The organism is Paraburkholderia sp. (assembly GCF_024281035.1).
Lineage (GTDB): Bacteria > Pseudomonadota > Gammaproteobacteria > Burkholderiales > Burkholderiaceae > Paraburkholderia.
The window spans coordinates 35,913-55,268 of sequence record NZ_JAMXLH010000050.1 but is presented as its reverse complement, the minus strand read 5'-3'; the positions used below and the strand labels follow the sequence as shown (position 1 = coordinate 55,268).

The window sequence follows — 19,356 nt, the reverse complement described above, 5'->3', positions numbered from 1 at the left end:
CGAGCGCGGCCATGCCGGGTGGCGAAACGGCCGCGTTCGCCCCGCATATGCCCCGTGTGCGCCCCTTCCCGGCGCACGAAGCCGGGGAACGCAAACGGCTATAATGTCCGATTACGCTGAAAGGCGGCCCGGTGGCGTCGAAAATCGCGCAAAAAAGTGCGCAAAATGCCGCATCGGAACCCGACAATCCGTTGCCAAAAAGCAAGCGCGAAGACCACCAGACCTGTGACGACCGCGGCAAGCGGCCGGAATGGCAAAGCGGACCTGCCGACCGATTCAGCCCTCATTTTTTGACCGTAGTCCAGTGTTGCAGCAATGGACGACGCCCCCAGGTCAACCACTGCGAACGGCGAATCCAGATGACCAAGAAAGTTTATGTAAAGACCTTTGGCTGCCAGATGAACGAGTACGACTCCGACAAGATGGTCGACGTACTCGGCGTAAGCGAAGGCCTCGTGAAAACCGACACGCCCGAAGACGCGGACGTGATCCTCTTCAACACCTGCTCGGTGCGCGAAAAGGCGCAGGAGAAAGTCTTCTCCGACCTCGGCCGCGTGCGCGAACTGAAGGAAGCGAAGCCGGGCTTGCTGATCGGCGTCGGCGGCTGCGTCGCGAGCCAGGAAGGCGCGGCCATCGTTGCGCGCGCACCGTACGTGGACCTCGTGTTCGGTCCGCAGACGCTGCACCGCCTGCCGCAGATGATCGACGCGCGCCGCGTCTCGGGACGCCCGCAGGTCGACATCTCGTTCCCCGAGATCGAAAAGTTCGACCATCTGCCGCCCGCGCGCGTGGAAGGCCCGAGCGCCTTCGTCTCGATCATGGAAGGCTGTAGCAAGTACTGCAGCTACTGCGTCGTGCCGTACACGCGCGGCGACGAAGTATCGCGTCCGCTCGACGACGTGCTCACCGAAATCGCCGGCCTCGCCGACCAGGGCGTGCGCGAAGTCACGCTGCTCGGCCAGAACGTGAACGCTTATCGCGGCGCGCTCACCGCGGGCTCGCACGACATCGCCGACTTCGCGACACTGATCGAATACGTCGCGGACATCCCCGGCATCGAGCGCATCCGCTACACGACCTCGCATCCGAAGGAATTCACGCAGCGCCTGATCGACACCTACGCGAAGGTGCCGAAGCTCGTGAGCCACTTGCACCTGCCGGTGCAGCACGGCGCCGACCGCGTGCTGATGGCGATGAAGCGTGGCTACACCGTGCTCGAATACAAGTCGGTGATCCGCAAGCTGCGCGCGATCCGGCCGAACCTGTCGCTGTCCACCGACATCATCGTCGGCTTCCCGGGCGAAACCGACGAGGACTTCGCGAAGACGATGGCGCTGGTCGCCGAGATGAGCTACGACACGAGCTTCTCGTTCATCTACAGCCCGCGTCCCGGCACGCCGGCCGCGAACCTGCAGGACGACACGCCGCGCGAAGTGAAGCTCAAGCGCCTGCAACACCTGCAGGCGACGATCGAAGAGAACGTGCAGCGCATCAGCCAGTCGATGGTCGGCAAGATCGAGCGCATTCTCGTCGAAGGCCCCTCGCGCAAGGACCCGAACGAGCTGTCGGGCCGCACCGAGAACAACCGTGTCGTCAATTTCCCGGCAGCGCCCGAAACGCACGCGCGCCTGATCGGCCAGATGATCGACGTGAAGATCGATCACGCATATCCGCATTCGCTGCGCGGCGAACTCGTGCTCACGCACGAAGACACGTCGGCGCTCCCGCACTGAGCAAGAGCCCCGAAACCGGAGTTCATCGATACCTTGAAGACCCAACAGCAGCATCTGGAATTCACCGCACCGCGCGACGACAATGCGCGGCTCGCGAATCTGTGCGGCCCGCTCGACGAAAATCTGCGGCAAATCGAACAGGCGCTCGACGTGACGCTGTCGCGCCGCGGCCACCGCATCACGATCCGAGGACGCGGCGCGAAACTCGCGCTCGCCGCGCTCGAAAACTTCTACAACCGGGCGCGCGATCCGATCTCCGTCGACGATATCCAGCTCGCGCTCGTCGAGGCCCGCCATCCCGGCAATCCGGCGAACGATCCGCGTAACGGTCGCAGTGGCGGCAACGGCGGTAATGGCGAAAACGGCGGCGAGCCGATCGACCCGCGTTTTCGCGGCGACCCCGATCATCCGTTCGACGAGCCCGTGGGCGACCACATCGACGCCGAAGAACCCGGCCCGAAGCTCTACACGCGCCGCGCCGACCTGCGCGGCCGCACGCCCGCGCAGCGCGAATACCTCAAGCAGATCATCTCGCACGACGTCACGTTCGGCGTCGGCCCGGCGGGCACCGGCAAGACCTATCTCGCGGTCGCCTGCGCCGTCGACGCGCTCGAACGCGACCAGGTCAAGCGCATCGTGCTCACCCGTCCGGCCGTCGAAGCGGGCGAACGGCTCGGCTTCCTGCCGGGCGATCTCGCGCAGAAGGTCGATCCGTATCTGCGTCCGCTGTACGACGCGCTCTACGACCTGCTCGGTTTCGACAAGACGGCCAAGATGTTCGAGCGCCAGATGATCGAAATCGCGCCGCTCGCCTACATGCGCGGGCGCACGCTCAATCACGCGTTCATCATTCTCGACGAGGCGCAGAACACCACGCCCGAACAGATGAAGATGTTCCTCACGCGCATCGGCTTCGGCTCGAAGGCGGTCGTGACCGGCGACACCACCCAGGTCGACCTGCCGCGCGGCCACAAGAGCGGCCTGATCGAAGCGCAGCAGGTGCTGGGCGATGTGCGCGGCATCGCGCTCACGCGCTTCACGAGTGCAGACGTCGTACGCCATCCGCTCGTCGCGCGTATCGTCGAGGCCTATGACGCCCACGCCAGGAAAGACGAAGGCAACGGCGACGCCCGCTGAATGTCAGGAACACCGTAAGCGCTTTATGGCCCCCACACCGAAACTCAAGCTGACCGTGCAGTTTCCCGCCGCGAAGGCGTTCGCCCAGCACAAGGCGGCGCTGCCGCGCGCGACCATCGCGACGTGGGTGAAGGCCGCGCTCTTCGCCGACGCGGAACTGACCGTGCGCTTCGTCGACGCCGAGGAAGGCCGCGCGCTCAACCGCACCTGGCGCGGCAAGGACTACGCGACCAACGTGCTCACGTTCGCCTACGCGGAGAGTGAGGACGATCCGGTCACGGGCGACCTGATCCTGTGCTGCCCGGTGGTCGAGAAGGAAGCCGCCGAGCAGGGCAAGCCGCTCGCCGCCCACTACGCGCATCTGCTCGTGCACGGCACGCTGCACGCACAAGGGTACGATCACGAGGACGAGGCCGAAGCCGAAGAGATGGAAGGCATCGAAACGCAGATCCTCACCTCGCTCGGCTACCCGGACCCGTACCGGCCGGGTTCGGACCGCTAAGGCTGCCGCTCGCCGACCCGCACGACATGAGCGCAAAAGCCTCCGACAAAATCCCCGAGCTTCTGGCCGATGATGGGCCAAGCGCCGGCTCAGTCGGCAACTCAGTCACCAACCCAGTCGCCAACCCCGTCAGCCAACGCGGCAGCGCCGCGCGCGCGCCCTGCCCCGGCTATCCGCCGTATCTCGGCGAATCGCGCGTTCTCACCGACGCCGAACTGCGCGCGTCGCTCGACTGCGCGCTCGAGGGCTGGGACCGCACGAGCGACCTGTGGCTCTTCGGCTATGGCTCGCTGATCTGGAACCCGGGGCTGCCGACGGTCGAGAACGTTCGCGCGCGCGTGCATGGCTACCACCGCGGGCTCTATCTCTGGTCGCGCGTGAACCGCGGCACGCCCGAGCAGCCCGGTCTCGTGCTCGCGCTGGATCGCGGCGGCTCGTGTACCGGCGTGGCCTTCCGGCTCGCCGCGCAAGGCGTGATGCCGCACCTCGAAGCGCTGTGGCGGCGCGAAATGGTGATGGGTTCGTATCGACCGGCGTGGCTGCCGTGCGCGCTCGCGAACGGGCAGCGCGTCGCGGCGCTCGCCTTCGTCATGCGCCGCGACGTGCCCACTTACACCGGCAAGCTCACCGACGAAACCGTGCGCACCGTACTCGGCTGCGCATCGGGCCGCTACGGAACGACACTCGACTACGTATTGCGCACGACCCAGGCGCTGCGCGAAAGCGGCATGCCCGACCGCGCGCTGGAGCACTTGCTCGCGCGCTGCGCCTGACGGTCTGCGAATCCCGGCGCGCGCGGCGGCGCTTCGCCGCGCCGAGCACCCGGGCATCATCTGCGTTACGATTGATTGACCGGCCTTACCGACACGGCGACACGGACGCGCCACGGTCGTGTTGTATCCTTAACCATTCCGCAACAACGCGCCCAGCCCGTCCGGCCCGAAGGCGCACCACCATGAACGACTCTTATCCCAGTCGACGACATACCGACAAACCGCAGGAAAAGCGCTCCCTCCTCGAGCGGCTGACCGACTTCATCTCGCCCGAGCCCGACTCGCGCGCCGAGCTTCTGGAAATCCTCCAGGACGCCCACGAACGCAACCTGATCGACGCCGATTCGCTTTCGATGATCGAAGGCGTGTTCCAGGTGTCCGAACTGTGCGCGCGCGACATCATGGTGCCGCGCGCCCAGATGGACGCGATCAACATCGCCGAAACACCTGACGAATTCATCCCGTTCGTTCTGGACAAGGCGCACTCGCGCTATCCGGTCTACGACGGCAACCGCGACAACGTGATCGGCGTGCTGCTCGCGAAGGATTTGCTGCGCTACTACGCGCAGGAAGAATTCGACGTGCGCGGCATGCTGCGCCCGGCGGTGTTCATTCCGGAATCGAAGCGGCTCAATGTGCTGCTGCACGACTTTCGCGTGAACCACAACCACCTGGCGATCGTCGTCGACGAGTACGGCGGCGTCGCGGGCCTCATCACGATCGAGGACGTGCTGGAGCAGATCGTCGGCGATATCGAGGACGAGTACGATTTCGACGAGGAAAGCGGCAATATCATCGCCGCGCCGGACGGCCGTTTTCGCGTACGCGCGCTCACCGAGATCGCGCAGTTCAACGAAACGTTCGGCACCGATTACTCCGATGAGGAAGTCGACACGATCGGCGGGTTCGTCACGCATCACTTCGGGCGCGTGCCGCATCGCGGCGAGAAAGCGCGCATCGGCAAGCTGATTTTCGAGGTGCAGCGCGCCGACGCGCGTCAGGTGCACATGCTGCTCGTGCGGCGCGACCCGCTGGCCGGTCAGCGCGAGAGCGAGTTGCAGCCGCAAGGGACCTGAGCCGCACATCGCCGGGCCGAGCCCGGGCCGGGAACCGCCGCACCGCGTGCACCGGCCCTGAGCGACAGGTTGCGACACGCCGAAACAAGCGGTGGCGGGCCAAGGCCCGCCGTTTGCACGTTACTTCCACGCCGTTTGCACACCGCTCGCACGCACCGCGCGCACCGCAACCAGACAGCCAAGGCCCGTGCGGCCTGGCCATCCGGTTAGCGACACCGAATCCGACGCACGAAAGTGCTATCGTTGCGCTCGCTGGCGCGCCCTGGGCGCCGCCGCAGCAGACCTCGAGCAACCGCGCGACGCGCAACCCGATTAAATGGCAGAACAGCTCCACTCCCCCACGCGCGAAAGCGCGCCCTCCGCCACGCCTGCCAGCACCAATGGCAGAAACGGCGCTGCGCGCCGCGCGCTGCCCGCCTGGCACTATCTCGCCGCCGCCGCACTGGGCGCGCTGAACACGGCCTCGTTTGCGCCGACACCGCAAGGCGGCTGGCTCCAGATCGCGGTCTTCACGGCCTTCTACCTGTGGCTCACGCGCACGACCGGCTGGAAGAGCGCGCTTTTCACCGGCTGGGCCTTCGGCTTCGGTAACTTCGTCACCGGAATCTGGTGGCTCTATGTGAGCATGCACGACTACGGCGGCATGCCCGCTGCGCTCGCGGGCGGCGCCGTCGTGCTGTTCTCGCTCTATCTCGGCCTGTATCCCGCCTTCGCCGCCGGTCTGTGGTCGTTTTGCGCCGGGCACGCAAGCAACGGCCGCACGCAAGAGCAACCCTTCTCCCCGACCTGGCACGGCGCCTTCGCATTCGCCTCCGCGTGGGCGCTCTGCGAATGGGCGCGCGGCTATGTATTCACCGGCTTTCCGTGGCTCGCGAGCGGCTACGCGCAGGTGGACGGCCCGCTCGCCGGTTTCGCGCCGCTTGCGGGCGTATTCGGCGTCGGCTGGGTGCTCGCGCTCGTCGCGGCATTGCTCGTGCAGGCGCTCGTGCGCGCGCTGGATCCACAACAGCGGTCTTCGCTCTCCGAATCGGACGCACCCCGCCGATCGCCGCGCGCCGCCTTCGCCACACCGGCGGTCGCGGCACTGGCCGTCATCGTCGCCGGGTTGCTGTTGCCGCTCGTGTCGTGGACCGAGCCCGCCAACGCGCCGCTGAACGTGCGGCTGCTGCAAGGCAATCTGAAGCAGGAGATGAAATTCACGGACGAGGGCATGAATGCCGCGCTCGACGAATTCCAGACGCTCATCACCGAAAAACCCGCCGATCTCGTCGTCACGCCGGAAACCGCGATTCCGGTGCTGGTGCAGGAGATTCCCCGGCCGTTCGGGCTCGCCATTCGTCATTTCGCCGATTCGACCGGCACGGCGATCCTGTTCGGCGCCGTGGGCGCCACCGTGACGCCGGACGGACGCGCCTACGATTTCACGAACAGCCTCTTCGGCATCACGCCAGGCCAGCCGGGCCTCTACCGCTACGACAAGCACCATCTCGTCCCCTTCGGCGAATTCGTGCCGTGGGGCTTTCGCTGGTTCGTGAATCTCATGAACATTCCGCTCGGCGATTTCGCGCGCGGCGCGCCCGTGCAGCCGCCGTTCCTCGTCCACAATCAGCCGGTGGCCGTCAACATCTGCTACGAGGACATCTTCGGCGAAGAGATCGCGCGCAACGTGCGCGAGAATGCGGCCGCGCCCGGCGTGCTGATCAATTCGACGAATCTCGCGTGGTTCGGCGACACCATCGCAATCGACCAGCACCTGCAGATCGCGCGCATGCGCTCGCTCGAAACCGGCCGGCCGATGCTGCGCGCGACGAATACCGGCGCGACCGCCGCCATCGACGCCCACGGCCGCGTGATCGCGCGTCTGCCCGCCTACACGGCGGGCTCGCTCGACGTACGCATCGAGGGCACGACGGGCTTCACGCCCTACGTAAGGAGCGGCAACAACACCGTGATCGCGGTTTCGCTCCTGATGCTCGCGTTCGGCTTCGCATTCGGTCCCGCGCGGCGCGCTCGCCGCAAGGCGCAGGACGAGCAGTAAGGCGCGTGGGCACCGCTTGTTGCGCACCGTTTCAGACGACGCGCGGCGACGCCCGCGCGTAATCCGCACACGGCGCGCACCCAACCCGCACCGACCCCGCACGCCGCGCAATACGGTCCCGAACCTCAACGCCCCGGCAATCCGGTAAAATTCAGCGTTTTAGCACCAGGCCGTTCCCGGCCAAGGTAGCTGGCCGAGGCAACCGGCCAGGGCAGCCAGGCGGCGCAGCACGAGTCGTAGCACAACTCGCAGCACGACTCGTTCGCGCGCCGCCGGAGCCGCCGCTTCCTGCCCCAAAGACACTGCAGGCACTTCATGCTCACGTTTCAGCAAATCATCCTGACGCTCCAGTCTTACTGGGACAAGCAGGGCTGCGCGCTGCTCCAGCCGATCGACATGGAAGTCGGCGCCGGCACGTCGCACGTCCACACCTTCTTGCGCGCAATCGGCCCCGAGCCGTGGCGCGCCGCCTACGTGCAGCCGTCGCGCCGCCCGAAGGACGGCCGCTATGGCGAAAACCCGAACCGCCTGCAGCACTACTACCAGTACCAGGTGGTGCTCAAGCCCGCGCCCGAAAACATCCTCGACCTGTACCTCGGCTCGCTCGAAGCGCTCGGCTTCGATCTGAAGCAGAACGACGTGCGCTTCGTCGAGGACGACTGGGAAAATCCGACGCTCGGCGCGTGGGGGCTCGGCTGGGAAGTGTGGCTCAACGGCATGGAAGTCACGCAGTTCACCTATTTCCAGCAGGTGGGCGGCCTCGACTGCAAGCCGGTGCTCGGCGAAATCACCTACGGGCTCGAACGTCTCGCGATGTATCTGCAGAAGGTCGAGAACGTCTACGACCTCGTCTGGACCGAATGGGAAGAGCAAGGCCCGAACGGCCCCGAACTGCGCCGCCTCACCTATGGCGACGTCTATCACCAGAACGAAGTCGAGCAATCGACGTATAACTTCGAATACGCGAACGTCGACCTGCTGTTCACGTTCTTCAACGCGTACGAGAGCGAAGCGAAGCGCATGATGGAGCTTCAGCTCGCCCTGCCCGGCTACGAACTCGTGCTCAAGGCCGCTCACACGTTCAACCTGCTCGACGCGCGCGGCGCGATCTCGGTGACCGAGCGCGCGGCGTATATCGGCCGCATCCGCGCGCTGTCACGCAGCGTCGCGCAGTCGTACTACGACTCGCGCGAGAAGCTCGGCTTCCCGATGCTCGGCAATCCGGTGCACGGCGTGCCTGGCCTCACCACCGACGAACAGGACGCCGCGATGCCCGCGTGGGCACCGCCGCTGAAGGTCGAACGCAAGCTCGACGAGGAATGACCGGATTTCCGACAACAATGACCCAAGCTCATCACGCCACTCTCCTCGTCGAACTGCTGACCGAGGAACTGCCGCCGAAAGCGCTCGCGCGCCTCGGCGACGCGTTCGCCGAAGGCATCGCGCAGCGCCTCGCCGCGCGCGACCTGATCGAAGGCGATCTCTCCTTCGACCGCTACGCCACGCCGCGCCGCCTCGCGGTGACGATCAAGAACGTGCGCAGCGTCGCCCCTGAAAAGCAGGTGCGCGAAAAAGTGCTGCCGGTCACGGTTGCGCTCGACGCCAATGGCCAGCCCACCGCGCCGCTCGCGAAGAAGCTCGCGGCACTCGGCTTCCCCGACACCCCGGTGAGCGAGCTGGAGCGCGCCTCGGACGGCAAGAACGAAGCGTTCTTCCTGAATTACGCGGCGCCGGGCGCGACGCTCGCCGACGGCCTGCAGGCCGTGCTCGACGAAGCGCTCACGAAGCTGCCCATTCCGAAGGTCATGACGTACCAGCGCCCGGACGACACCAACGTGCAGTTCGTGCGCCCGGTGCACCGTCTCACGGTGCTGCACGGCGACAAGATCGTGCCGGTGACGGCGTTCGGCATCGACGCCGGCGACACGACGCGCGGCCACCGCTTCCTGTCCGAAGGCCCGATTGCGATCACGCGCGCCGACGACTACGCGCACACGCTGCAGCATAAGGGCTTCGTGATCGCGAGCTACGCGGACCGCCGCGAATCGATCCGCTCGCAGCTGATCGCCGCCGCGCTCGCCGACCAGGTCGTGATGCCCGACGCGCTGCTCGACGAAGTGAATTCGCTCGTCGAATGGCCGGTGGTGTACGCGTGCAAGTTCGAGGACGAATTCCTGCAAGTGCCGCAGGAATGCCTGATCCTCACGATGCAGACGAACCAGAAATACTTCGCGCTTACCGACGCCGAAGGCCGCCTGCGCTCGCGCTTCCTCATCGTCTCGAATATCGCGACCGACACGCCGGTCGAAATCGTGGAAGGCAACGAGCGCGTCGTGCGCCCGCGTCTGGCCGACGCCAAGTTCTTCTTCGAGCAGGACAAGAAGAAGCCGCTCGCACAGCGCGTGCCGCTGCTCGCGAACGTCGTGTATCACAACAAGCTCGGCTCGCAGCTTCAGCGCGTGGAGCGCCTCGAAGCGCTCGCGGGCGAAATCGCGCAGCTGTGCGGCGCCGACGTCGCGCTCGCGAAGCGCGGCGCACGCCTCGCGAAGGCGGATCTGCTGACCGACATGGTCGGCGAGTTCCCCGAGCTGCAAGGCACGATGGGCACCTACTACGCGCGCCACGACGGCGAAGCCGAAGAAGTGGCGCTCGCGTGTTCCGAGCACTACCAGCCGCGCTTCTCCGGCGACGCACTGCCGGGCACGCCCACGGGCACGATCGCCGCGCTTGCGGACAAGCTGGAGACGATCGTCGGCATCTGGGGCATCGGCCTCGCGCCGACCGGCGAGAAAGACCCGTTCGCGCTGCGCCGCCACGCACTCGGCGTGCTGCGCATTCTGGTCGAGAAGCAGTTGCCGCTCGACCTCGTCGAACTGCTGCGCGCCGCCGCCGCGCAATTCGCGAACGTCCCGGCCGTGACCGATTCCACCGACGCGATCTACGAGTTCTGCATGGACCGCCTGCGCGGCCTGCTGCGCGAGCGCGGTTACGCCGCCGCCGAAATCGACGCGGTGCTCGCGTTGAACCCCACGCGCCTCGACGACATCGTCGCGCGCCTCGACGCCGTGCGCGAATTCGCGGCGCTCGCTGAATCCGCGTCGCTCGCGGCTGCGAACAAGCGCATCTCGAACATCCTCAAGAAGTCCGATGGCGCCGGGGATGCGGGTGTGCAGATCTCCCTCTTCGTCGAAGCCGCCGAAAAAGCGCTCCATGCCCAGCTCGAAGCCGTCACGCCGCGCGTCGAAACGCAGCTCGCCGCACGCGAGTACACGGGCGCGCTTACCGCGCTTGCGGCACTGCGCGAGTCCGTGGACATGTTCTTCAACGACGTGATGGTCAACGCCGAAGACCCGGCGCTGCGGGCCAACCGCCTCGCGCTGCTCAAGGCGCTGCATCGCCAGATGAACAGCGTTGCGGACATTTCGCGGCTCGCCGCGTGATGCCCCGAACCCACCACTGAGCGCGACGCCATGCCGACCAGTCCCAGCAGAAAGCTCGTGATCCTCGACCGCGATGGCGTGATCAACCTCGATTCCGAGGCGTTCATCAAGTCGCCGGACGAATGGGTCGCGATTCCGGGCAGCCTCGAAGCGATCGCACGCCTGAACCAGGCGGGCTATCGCGTCGCGGTGGCGTCGAACCAGTCGGGCATCGGCCGCGGCCTGTTCGACACGGCTGCGCTCAACGCCATGCACGCGAAGATGCACCGCCAGGCTGCCGCCGTGGGCGGGCGCATCGACGCGGTGTTCTTCTGCCCGCACACTTCGCAGGACCACTGCGACTGCCGCAAGCCGAAGCCCGGCATGCTGAAGATGATCGCGGAGCGCTTCGAAGTCGATCCGGAAGACACGCCGGTTGTCGGCGACTCGCTGCGCGACCTGGAAGCCGGCGCCGCGCTCGGCTTTCGCACGCACCTCGTGCTGACCGGCAAGGGCGAGAAGACGCTGGCGGCGGGCGGCCTGCCCGCCGGCACGCAAGTCCACGCCGACCTGCGCGCGTTCGCACTCGACTTCCTGGCGAAAGAGCACGTCTGAGCACGTCCGACCCGACGCAACACTAACCTCACAGGCTGCGGCGCACGCAAGCTGCGCGCCGCACGCCCCTCCCCTCCGGCCCGACCGATGCGCTTTCTCCGTTCCCTGCTGCTCTTCATCTACCTCATCGTGTTCACGGCGCCGTACGCCACGGCATGCATGCTGGTGTTCCCGTTCATGAACGCCGAGCGGCGCTACTGGATGGCGGTGGGCTGGTGCCGCACCACGCTCTTCGTGGCGCGCTGGCTGAACGGCATCCGCTATCGCGTCGAGGGCATGGAGAACCTGCCGGACGGGCGGGCGGTAGTGCTCGCGAAGCACCAGTCCGCATGGGAAACAGTCGCGCTGCCCGCGCTGATGCCGCGCCCGCTGTGCTACGTGTTCAAGCGCGAACTGCTCTACGTTCCGTTCTTCGGCTGGACGCTCGGCCTCCTGAAGATGGTTCATATCAACCGCAAGGAAGGCAAGGCCGCATTCGAATCGGTGACGCGCCAGGGCAAGTTGCGCATGGACGAAGGCGCGTGGGTCATCATGTTCCCGGAAGGCACGCGCACGCAGGTCGGCAAGCAGGGGAAGTACAAGAGCGGCGGTGCGCGCCTCGCTATCGAAACGGGCGCGCAGGTCATACCGGTCGCGCACAATGCAGGCCACGTCTGGCCCCGCAACTCGTTCACGAAATATCCGGGTATAGTCACGGTGTCGATCGGCAAGCCGATCGACACGGCCGGACTCTCGCCCGATGAAGTGAATACGCGCGTCGAAACATGGATCGAAGCCGAAATGCGCCGTATCGATCCCGACGCGTATCGCGTGACGAAAAACGCGTCTGCGAACCCCGCACAGATCTGAAGCGCGCGGGTGGTTCGGCGACACGCTTCGCACTTCACGCGCAGCACGCGGCACCCGCTCAATCGCACCAGACCTGACGATGCAGAAGTCCTCCACGCCGCGGCCCGCTGCGGCGCTCGACAACCGTCAACTCGATCTGCCGCTCTTCGCCGAGCCGGCGTCGCCTGCTACATCCACCACGCCTGCTTCACCGTCCAGCGCACCGCTCGCGCCGGACGGCACGAAGCTGCGCACGCTCGTCCTGGGCGCGCGAACGCTGCACTATCGGCTCAAACGCTCTTCGCGGCGCTCGATCGGCTTTGCAATCGACGGCACGGGGCTCGCGATCACGGCGCCGCGCTGGGTCACGCTCGCGGATGTCGAGAACGCCATCGCCGAGAAGCAGCGCTGGATTTTCGCCAAGCTCGCCGAATGGCAAACGCGCGTCGAGCAGCGCGCGCTGCCGCGCATCGAATGGAACGATGGGGCCGAACTGCCTTATCTCGGCAAGCCCGTGCGGGTCGTGCTGGGCGCGCGGCACCTGGAATTCGACGAAGTCACGCGCGTGCTGGCGCTGCCACTGCCGCCGCATGCCGATCCGCAGCAGATCAAGGATCGTGCGCTCGGTTGGCTGCAGGGCGAAGCGAAGCGCATTTTCGGCGAGCGGCTTGCGCTCTACGCCGGGCGGCTTGGCGTGACGTTTCGTTCATATGCGCTTTCTTCGGCTGCGACGCGCTGGGGAAGCTGCTCAAGCGAAGGACGCATCCGCCTTAACTGGCGGCTCGTGCACTTTCCCCTTTCGATCGTCGATTATGTCGTCGCGCACGAACTGGCTCACCTGCGCGAAATGAACCATAGCCCGCGGTTCTGGCAAACGGTCGAGTCGATTTTTCCCGAGTTTCGCGAAGCCCGAAAGGCGCTCAGGCAGCATCCGCCGGAGATGGTGCCGGGCGTGTGAGCGGGCCCGCTCGCTGTATTTTTAGTGGCCGTGCTCGCCGCTGCCAGCCAATACGCGATTATCCGGACTGCAGATTAATCGTGAGCCACCGGAACAAGATGAGTAGCCGGCGCCAGGCACGGCGTCAGCCATCAAACGCAACGGGCGCCGGAACGATCCGGCGCCGCGTGCAGCACCTACGGCGCGTCCTTACTTCTTCTGGATGAACTCGATCTTGTAGCCGTCCGGATCGGTCACGAACGCGATCACGGTGGTGCCGTGCTTCATCGGCCCGGCCTCGCGCACGACGGTGCCGCCCTGCGCCTTGATCTTCGCGCACGCGGCGTAGGCGTCGTCGACTTCCACCGCCAGGTGACCGAAACCCGTCCCCAGATCGTATGACGGCGTATCCCAGTTGTGGGTCAGCTCGATCACGGCGCCATCGCGCTCGTCGGTGTAGCCGACGAACGCCAGCGTGAATTTGCCTTCGGGAAAGTCGTCGCGGCGCAGCAGTTTCATACCGAGCAGTTCGGTGTAGAACTTGATCGAGCGATCGAGGTCGCCGACCCGGATCATCGTGTGAAGCAGGCGCATCGTGAACTCCGTTTTGCCATCGTCAAAAACCGGACTCTACCAAAATCCCGTCCGCCCTGCCCACGCCGGACCGGCCGGACCGGCCGGACCGGCAGGCTTCCCCGATTTGCACTAGCATGAACGCCATCCCGAATTTGCCAGGTGCGGCAGGCAAGCCATACAGTCGAAGTTGAGACGTTGATCGATACAAGGAGAAGACATGCGGATTCTGGTAGTGGGAGCAGGGGCGACGGGCGGTTACTTCGGCGGGCGCCTGGCCGCCGCCGGGCACGACGTGACATTCCTCGTGCGGCCCGCGCGCGCGGCGCAGTTGCGCGAACACGGCCTCGTGATCCGCAGCCGCTTCGGCGACCTCACGCTGCGCGACGTCAAAACCATCACACAGGACGCACTAAAAGCGCCGGGCGCACAGCCATTCGATGTCGTGCTGCTCAGTTGCAAGGCCTACGATCTCGACGGCGCGATCGACTCGTTCGCGGCGGGCGTCGGCCCCTCGACGCTGATCCTGCCGCTGCTGAACGGCATGCGCCACCTCGACGTGCTGCAGGCGCGCTTCGGCACGCAAGCCGTTCTCGGCGGCGTTTGCGTGATTGCCGCGACACTGAACGAGCAACGCGAAATCGTGCATCTGAACGACATGCATGCGATCACCTTCGGCGACCTCGGAGGCGGCATCTCGACGCGCGCGCAGGCCATCGCCGATACGTTCTCCAACGCCGGTTTCAATGTCGAGGCGAGCGAACGCATTCTCCAGGAGATGTGGGAAAAATGGGTGTTCCTCGCATCGCTTGCGGGCGCAACGTGTCTCTTTCGCGCGTCGGTCGGCACCATTCTCGCCACGCCCGACGGCGAAGCGACTGTCGAGCGCCTCTTCGCCGAGTGCCGCGCGATTGCGGCAGCGAACAGCCACGCGGTACGCGACGCATTCGTCGCCCGCGCACGCTCGATGCTCTTCGCGCCTGGCTCGCCATTTACGGCTTCGATGCTGCGCGACGTGCAAAACGGCTCGCAAATCGAAGCCGATCACGTGCTCGGCGACTTGATCCGGCGCGGTGGCGAAGCGCAGAACGGCGACGCGATTTCGGTGCTGCGCATCGCCTATAGCCACTTGAAGGCCTACGAGGTACAACGCGCTTCGGCATAAGTACCCGTATTCGCCCGAAAGCCCCGTGCCCAGCGCCGGGGCATCGTTATTGAATGCGCGCGGAGTTTGATATCTTATCGGTCCGACCACAGCCGTCCGCCGACCGATGAGCACAATCGCCTTGCCCGCGCGCCGCGCACCCGACAGCCAGGCTGTGATCCTGATGATCGTGCTCTGCGCGATCTGGGGCCTCCAGCAAGTCGCCATCAAGAGCGCCAATGCGATGCTGCCGCCGGTATTTCAGGCGGGGCTGCGCTCGGCGATTGCCGCCGTGCTCGTGTGCGGTTTCGCACGCGCGCGCGGCACGCCGCTCTTTCGCGAGGACGGCACGCTGGCCGCGGGTCTGCTCGCGGGCGTGCTGTTCGCGGGCGAGTTCATCTGCATCTTTCTCGGCCTGACGATGACAAGCGCGTCGCGCATGGCCGTGTTCCTTTACACCGCCCCCTGCTTCACGGCGCTCGGCCTGCACTGGTTCACGCCTGGCGAGCGGATGCGGCGCACCCAGTGGATCGGGATTGCGGTGGCGTTTGCGGGCATGGCGCTCGCCTTCGCGGATGGTTTCGTGCGCAACGGTACAGACAGCGGTGCAAGCAGCGGCGCCGGCAGCGCAAATGATCTGCACGCGATGCTCACCGGTCTCGCGGGCGATGCGCTCGGCGTGCTCGGCGGCGCGCTGTGGGCCGCGACGACCGTCGTCGTACGCACCAGCACGCTCGCTCACGTAAGCGCGAGCAAAGTGCTCTTCTATCAACTGGCGGTGTCGGCGCTCGTGCTGCTTGCGCTTGCGGCGGGTCTCGGCCAGATGGAGGTCCGCACCGTCACGCCGCTTGCGGTCATGGCGATCGGCTATCAAGCCGTGGTGGTCGCGTTCGCGAGCTATCTCGCGTGGTTCTGGCTCCTCACACGCTATATGGCGTCGCGGCTTTCGGTGTTCTCGTTCCTCACGCCGCTTTTCGGCGTCACGTTCGGCGTGCTGCTGCTCGGCGAATCGTTCAGCAGCCGCTTTCTCGCCGCCGCGCTTCTCGTGCTGGCCGGGATCGCGCTCGTCAACGCGCCCGCGAAAGCAAAGCAAAGCTGAAGCGCGCCGCGCGCTGGTGCGACCTGTGTACCGGCTGTTTGTCTTCCAGCCCGGCTGAAAACGACTGCGGGCGCTTTCGCGCCCGCATGGTCTGTCCAGCTTGTACCGACTTGCGCCGCGATCAGCCTGGCGCCTGCGCTTCCCGGCCCAGCGCCTGCGCGATGCTCACATACTCCTGCACGGGCACATCCTCGGCGCGGCGCGCGAGATCGAAGCCGAGTCCCTCGAAATCCACGCGCTCGCGATACGCGCCCAGCGTGTTGCGCAGCATCTTGCGCCGCTGCGAGAACGCGGCGGTCACGAGATCGCCGAGGATCGCGTCATCGACCACCGGCAGTTCGCGCGGCGCATACGGAATCATGCGGACGATCGCCGAATCGACCTTCGGCGGCGGCTGGAACGATTCGGGCGGCACGTCGATGAGCTTGTCGATGACATAGCGGTACTGCAGCATCACCGTGAGGCGGCCGAACGCCTTGCTGCCCGGCTCGGCGACCATGCGCTCGACCACTTCGTTCTGCAGCATGAAGTGCTGATCGATCACGCACGGCGCGAACGTCGCGAGGTGAAACAGCAGCGGACTCGAAATGTTGTACGGCAGATTGCCGACGATCCGCAGCGACGGCTTCTCGCCAGGCGCCGCGAGCGAGCCGAAATCGAACGAGAGCGCGTCGCCCGCGTGGAGTTCGAGCAGCGCGCCGAATTTCTTCGTGAGCCGCGCGATCAGGTCGCGGTCGAGCTCGACCGCGTGCAGCGGCGATTCGGGCGTGGCGAGCCGCTCGATCAGCGGCTCGGTGAGCGCGCCGAGGCCCGGCCCGATCTCGACCATGCGTTCGCCGCGCTGCGGGCGAATGGTGTCGACAATCGCGTTGATCACGCCCATGTCGACGAGAAAGTTTTGCCCGAAGCGCTTGCGCGCAAAGTGGCCCTGGTGCTGTCTGCTGCTATTGGACATCGTCTGGAAAATCAATCAGGGGGGCGCGGCGCGGGTATGACGAAAGCGCGCCATCGAAACGGCGGCGTCGACCGCGGCAATCAGGCTGCCCGCATCGGCGCGGCCCGTTCCGGCGAGATCGAGCGCGGTGCCGTGATCCACCGACGTACGGATGATCGGCAGACCGAGCGTCACGTTGATGCCTTCGCCGAACGTCGCGTATTTCAGGACCGGCAGGCCCTGGTCGTGGAACATCGCCAGCACGCAATCGGCTTCGTTGAGGTAGCGCGGCTGGAACAGCGTATCGGCGGGATAGGGACCGCGCGCATCGATCCCGGCCGCAACGGCTGCCTTGAGCGCGGGCGAGATCGTGTCGATCTCTTCGCGGCCCAGGTAACCGTTTTCGCCTGCGTGCGGATTGAGCCCCGTCACGAGGATGCGCGGCTGCGGCACGCCGAAATGGCGGCGCAGGTCGTGGTCGATAATGCGCAGCGTCTCGACGAGCGAGTCGATCGTCAGCGCGGCGGGAACGTCCTTGAGCGGCAGATGCGTCGTCGCGAGCGCCACGCGCAGCGGCCGTGCGCCGGTGCCCGCGAGCATCATCACGACACGCGGCGTATGGGTGCGCTCCGCCAGATATTCGGTGTGACCGGTGAACGGCACGCCGGCATCGTTGATCGTGCTTTTTTGCAGCGGCGCGGTGACGATCGCGTCGAACGTCCGCGCCATCGCGCCGTCGATTGCCCGGTCGAGCAACCCGAGCACGTAGCGGCCATTGGCGGCATCGAGCTTGCCTGCCTGCGCCGGCGCCGCGAGCGGCACATGCTCGACGCGCACGCGCGAACCCGCGCCAGTCGTGCAGAGTGCAGCCCAGTCGACGTTCACGACGGCGGCGCGCGCCGCCATCAGATCCGCGTCGCCCAGTACGACAAACTCCGCATCGGGCCAGTGCGCGGCCGCGCCCGCGAGCGCCATCGCAGTCAGTTCAGGACCGACGCCGGCGGGCTCGCCGGTGGTGATGGCAATACGGAGAGGCTGCGGAAGAGGCTGCGTGACAGACTGCGGCCCCCGCGGAGCCGGCGTGGCCGACGGCGAGGTTGCGGGGGCGTTCACGGTGCGATTCCTTTAGTGCTGCGGCGGCGTCATGCCGCTGATCTTGTAGTCGACGTAGGCGCTGTCGCGCAGTTCGCGCAGCCAGTCGGCGTAGGCGCGCTCCGCCTTGCGCTGGCCGATGGCCTGGCGCGCGATGTCCATCTGCTGCGAGACCGAGCCCTCGGCGTCGCGGCGGCCGAGCACCTGGATCAGGTGGTAGCCGTATTCGGTGCGGACCGGATCGCTCACCTGGCCGTCCTGCAGCGTGTTCATGGCGCGTTCGAATTCGGGCACGGTTTCGCCCGGGCTGACCCAGCCGAGATCGCCGCCCTGCGAGGCCGAACCGTCCTGCGAGTAGCTGCGTGCGAATTTCTCGAAATCGCCGCCTGCCTGCAGTTCACGCTTGATTTCGAGGAGCTTCTGGCGCGCTTCCGGCTCCGACGTGCCTTCGCCGACGCGCAGCAGGATGTGGCGCACGTGCGTCTGCACGAGCTTCGGCGCATCGGCCGACGTGCCGCGGCCCGCGCGTCGATCGACGAGACGGATGATCTCGAAACCGTCGTTGGTGCGGATCACCGACGGGCTCACCTCGCCCGGGCGCAGCATCGATGCGGCCGTCACGAATTCGGCGGGAAGCTTCTCCGGCGGCAGAAAGCCCATGTCGCCGCCCGCTTTCGCTTCCGGCGCCTGCGAGTTCGACTTCGCGAGGCTCGCGAACTTGCTGCCCCCGAGCGCCTCTTTGAGCAGCGCGTTAGCCTTGGCCTGCGCGGCCTCGATGTCCGTCTGCGATGCGTTGAGCGGCGCCTTGATCAGGATGCGCTCGAAGCGCAGGTCGTTTTGCTGACCCGCGTTCGGCCCGCGCTGGCTCGCGATGTAGTTCACGACTTCCGCGTCCGAGACCGAGATCTTGCTGTCCACTTCGCGTTCGCGCAGCTTCGAGAGCGTGAGTTCGGTGCGCGCGTCGTTCATGAACGTGCTCCACGGCACGCCCGCTGCCTCGATACGCGAACGGTAAGTGGCCAGGTCCATGCCGTTGACCTGGGCGAGGCGTTCGAGCGTGCGCTGCACGGCGGTATCGTCGACGACGATGCCGTCCTCCTTCGCCTTCTGGAGCTGGATGCGCTCGATCACCATCTGGTTGAGCACCTGTGAGCGCAGCTGGTCTGTCGGCGGCACGGGCGCTTTCTGCTGGTTCAGGCGGCGCGCGATCATTTCGACGCGCTCATCCAGTTCGCGCTGCGTGATCACGCCGTTATTCACGACGGCTGCAATCGTGTCGACCATCTGGCCGGAGTCGGCCGCATGGCTCGTGGAGGACTGGCCCGATCCGGCGGGCAGCGCCTGCGCTTGCGCCGGGGCGACCGGCGCGAGCACTGCGGCGGCGAGGAAAGTCGCAGCGAAAGCTGACAGGCGAAGCTTGTTCATCATTCCCACAGATACTCCAATGTTGGCGGGC

General features: G+C 66.3%; 17 protein-coding genes. 13 read left to right on the top strand and 4 right to left on the bottom strand.

Annotated elements, in window-relative coordinates:
* Positions 1 to 359 precede the first annotated feature (359 nt).
* The 11 genes from miaB to Q0L30_RS16440 all read left to right on the top strand — a co-directional run bounded on the left by miaB (position 360) and on the right by Q0L30_RS16440 (position 13,079).
* Entirely contained in the window at positions 360 to 1,733 is a 1,374-nt protein-coding gene (gene miaB / locus Q0L30_RS16490; protein ID WP_296658460.1) for a tRNA (N6-isopentenyl adenosine(37)-C2)-methylthiotransferase MiaB, read from the top strand.
* Between the two features lie 33 nt (positions 1,734 to 1,766).
* A complete protein-coding gene (locus tag Q0L30_RS16485) occupies positions 1,767 to 2,870 on the top strand; it encodes a PhoH family protein (protein ID WP_296658458.1) in 1,104 nt (367 codons plus the stop codon).
* A gap of 25 nt (positions 2,871 to 2,895) precedes the next feature.
* The gene (gene ybeY, locus Q0L30_RS16480; RefSeq protein ID WP_296658456.1) at positions 2,896 to 3,372 is read left to right on the top strand and encodes an rRNA maturation RNase YbeY; all 477 of its coding nucleotides are present in this window, start codon (positions 2,896 to 2,898) and stop codon (positions 3,370 to 3,372) included.
* Positions 3,373 to 3,398: 26 nt separating this feature from the next.
* Entirely contained in the window at positions 3,399 to 4,145 is a 747-nt protein-coding gene (locus Q0L30_RS16475) for a gamma-glutamylcyclotransferase (RefSeq protein ID WP_296658453.1), read from the top strand.
* Between the two features lie 182 nt (positions 4,146 to 4,327).
* Entirely contained in the window at positions 4,328 to 5,221 is an 894-nt protein-coding gene (locus Q0L30_RS16470) for an HlyC/CorC family transporter (protein WP_296658451.1), read from the top strand.
* Positions 5,222 to 5,537: 316 nt separating this feature from the next.
* Positions 5,538 to 7,259: an apolipoprotein N-acyltransferase gene (gene lnt / locus Q0L30_RS16465; RefSeq protein ID WP_296658449.1), complete on the top strand. Its 1,722-nt coding sequence runs from the start codon at positions 5,538 to 5,540 to the stop codon at positions 7,257 to 7,259.
* 315 nt (positions 7,260 to 7,574) lie between these two features.
* Complete coding sequence (gene glyQ / locus Q0L30_RS16460; RefSeq protein WP_296658447.1) at positions 7,575 to 8,582, top strand: glycine--tRNA ligase subunit alpha; 1,008 nt, start codon at positions 7,575 to 7,577, stop codon at positions 8,580 to 8,582.
* 17 nt (positions 8,583 to 8,599) lie between these two features.
* Positions 8,600 to 10,699, top strand: a complete 2,100-nt coding sequence (gene glyS, locus Q0L30_RS16455; protein WP_296658444.1) for a glycine--tRNA ligase subunit beta — start codon at positions 8,600 to 8,602, stop codon at positions 10,697 to 10,699.
* 30 nt (positions 10,700 to 10,729) lie between these two features.
* Entirely contained in the window at positions 10,730 to 11,293 is a 564-nt protein-coding gene (gene gmhB, locus Q0L30_RS16450; RefSeq protein ID WP_296658441.1) for a D-glycero-beta-D-manno-heptose 1,7-bisphosphate 7-phosphatase, read from the top strand.
* An 87-nt stretch (positions 11,294 to 11,380) separates the two neighbouring features.
* Positions 11,381 to 12,142, top strand: a complete 762-nt coding sequence (locus tag Q0L30_RS16445; protein WP_296658437.1) for a 1-acyl-sn-glycerol-3-phosphate acyltransferase — start codon at positions 11,381 to 11,383, stop codon at positions 12,140 to 12,142.
* Between the two features lie 79 nt (positions 12,143 to 12,221).
* Positions 12,222 to 13,079 carry a M48 family metallopeptidase gene (locus Q0L30_RS16440; protein WP_296658435.1) on the top strand — a complete coding sequence of 286 codons (858 nt, stop codon included), beginning with the start codon at positions 12,222 to 12,224 and terminating at the stop codon, positions 13,077 to 13,079.
* 189 nt (positions 13,080 to 13,268) lie between these two features.
* On the opposite strand, the gene gloA is transcribed toward Q0L30_RS16440, so the two are convergent.
* Positions 13,269 to 13,652 carry a lactoylglutathione lyase gene (gloA, locus tag Q0L30_RS16435; RefSeq protein ID WP_296658433.1) on the bottom strand — a complete coding sequence of 128 codons (384 nt, stop codon included), beginning with the start codon at positions 13,650 to 13,652 and terminating at the stop codon, positions 13,269 to 13,271.
* A 199-nt stretch (positions 13,653 to 13,851) separates the two neighbouring features.
* Between gloA and panE the strand changes: the two genes are divergently transcribed.
* Complete coding sequence (gene panE / locus Q0L30_RS16430) at positions 13,852 to 14,796, top strand: 2-dehydropantoate 2-reductase (protein WP_296658431.1); 945 nt, start codon at positions 13,852 to 13,854, stop codon at positions 14,794 to 14,796.
* Between the two features lie 106 nt (positions 14,797 to 14,902).
* On the top strand, positions 14,903 to 15,874 hold the full coding sequence (locus Q0L30_RS16425) for a DMT family transporter (protein ID WP_296658428.1): 972 nt from the start codon (positions 14,903 to 14,905) through the stop codon (positions 15,872 to 15,874).
* 121 nt (positions 15,875 to 15,995) lie between these two features.
* On the opposite strand, the gene rsmA is transcribed toward Q0L30_RS16425, so the two are convergent.
* From rsmA to Q0L30_RS16410, 3 genes are read right to left on the bottom strand one after another with little or no spacing between them, the layout of a single operon-like run.
* On the bottom strand, positions 15,996 to 16,829 hold the full coding sequence (gene rsmA, locus Q0L30_RS16420; RefSeq protein WP_296658425.1) for a 16S rRNA (adenine(1518)-N(6)/adenine(1519)-N(6))-dimethyltransferase RsmA: 834 nt from the start codon (positions 16,827 to 16,829) through the stop codon (positions 15,996 to 15,998).
* A gap of 15 nt (positions 16,830 to 16,844) precedes the next feature.
* Positions 16,845 to 17,921 (bottom strand): 4-hydroxythreonine-4-phosphate dehydrogenase PdxA, encoded by a 1,077-nt coding sequence (pdxA, locus tag Q0L30_RS16415; RefSeq protein WP_296658422.1) that lies wholly within the window; start codon positions 17,919 to 17,921, stop codon positions 16,845 to 16,847.
* 12 nt (positions 17,922 to 17,933) lie between these two features.
* Complete coding sequence (locus tag Q0L30_RS16410) at positions 17,934 to 19,334, bottom strand: peptidylprolyl isomerase (RefSeq protein ID WP_296658419.1); 1,401 nt, start codon at positions 19,332 to 19,334, stop codon at positions 17,934 to 17,936.
* Positions 19,335 to 19,356 lie beyond the last annotated feature (22 nt).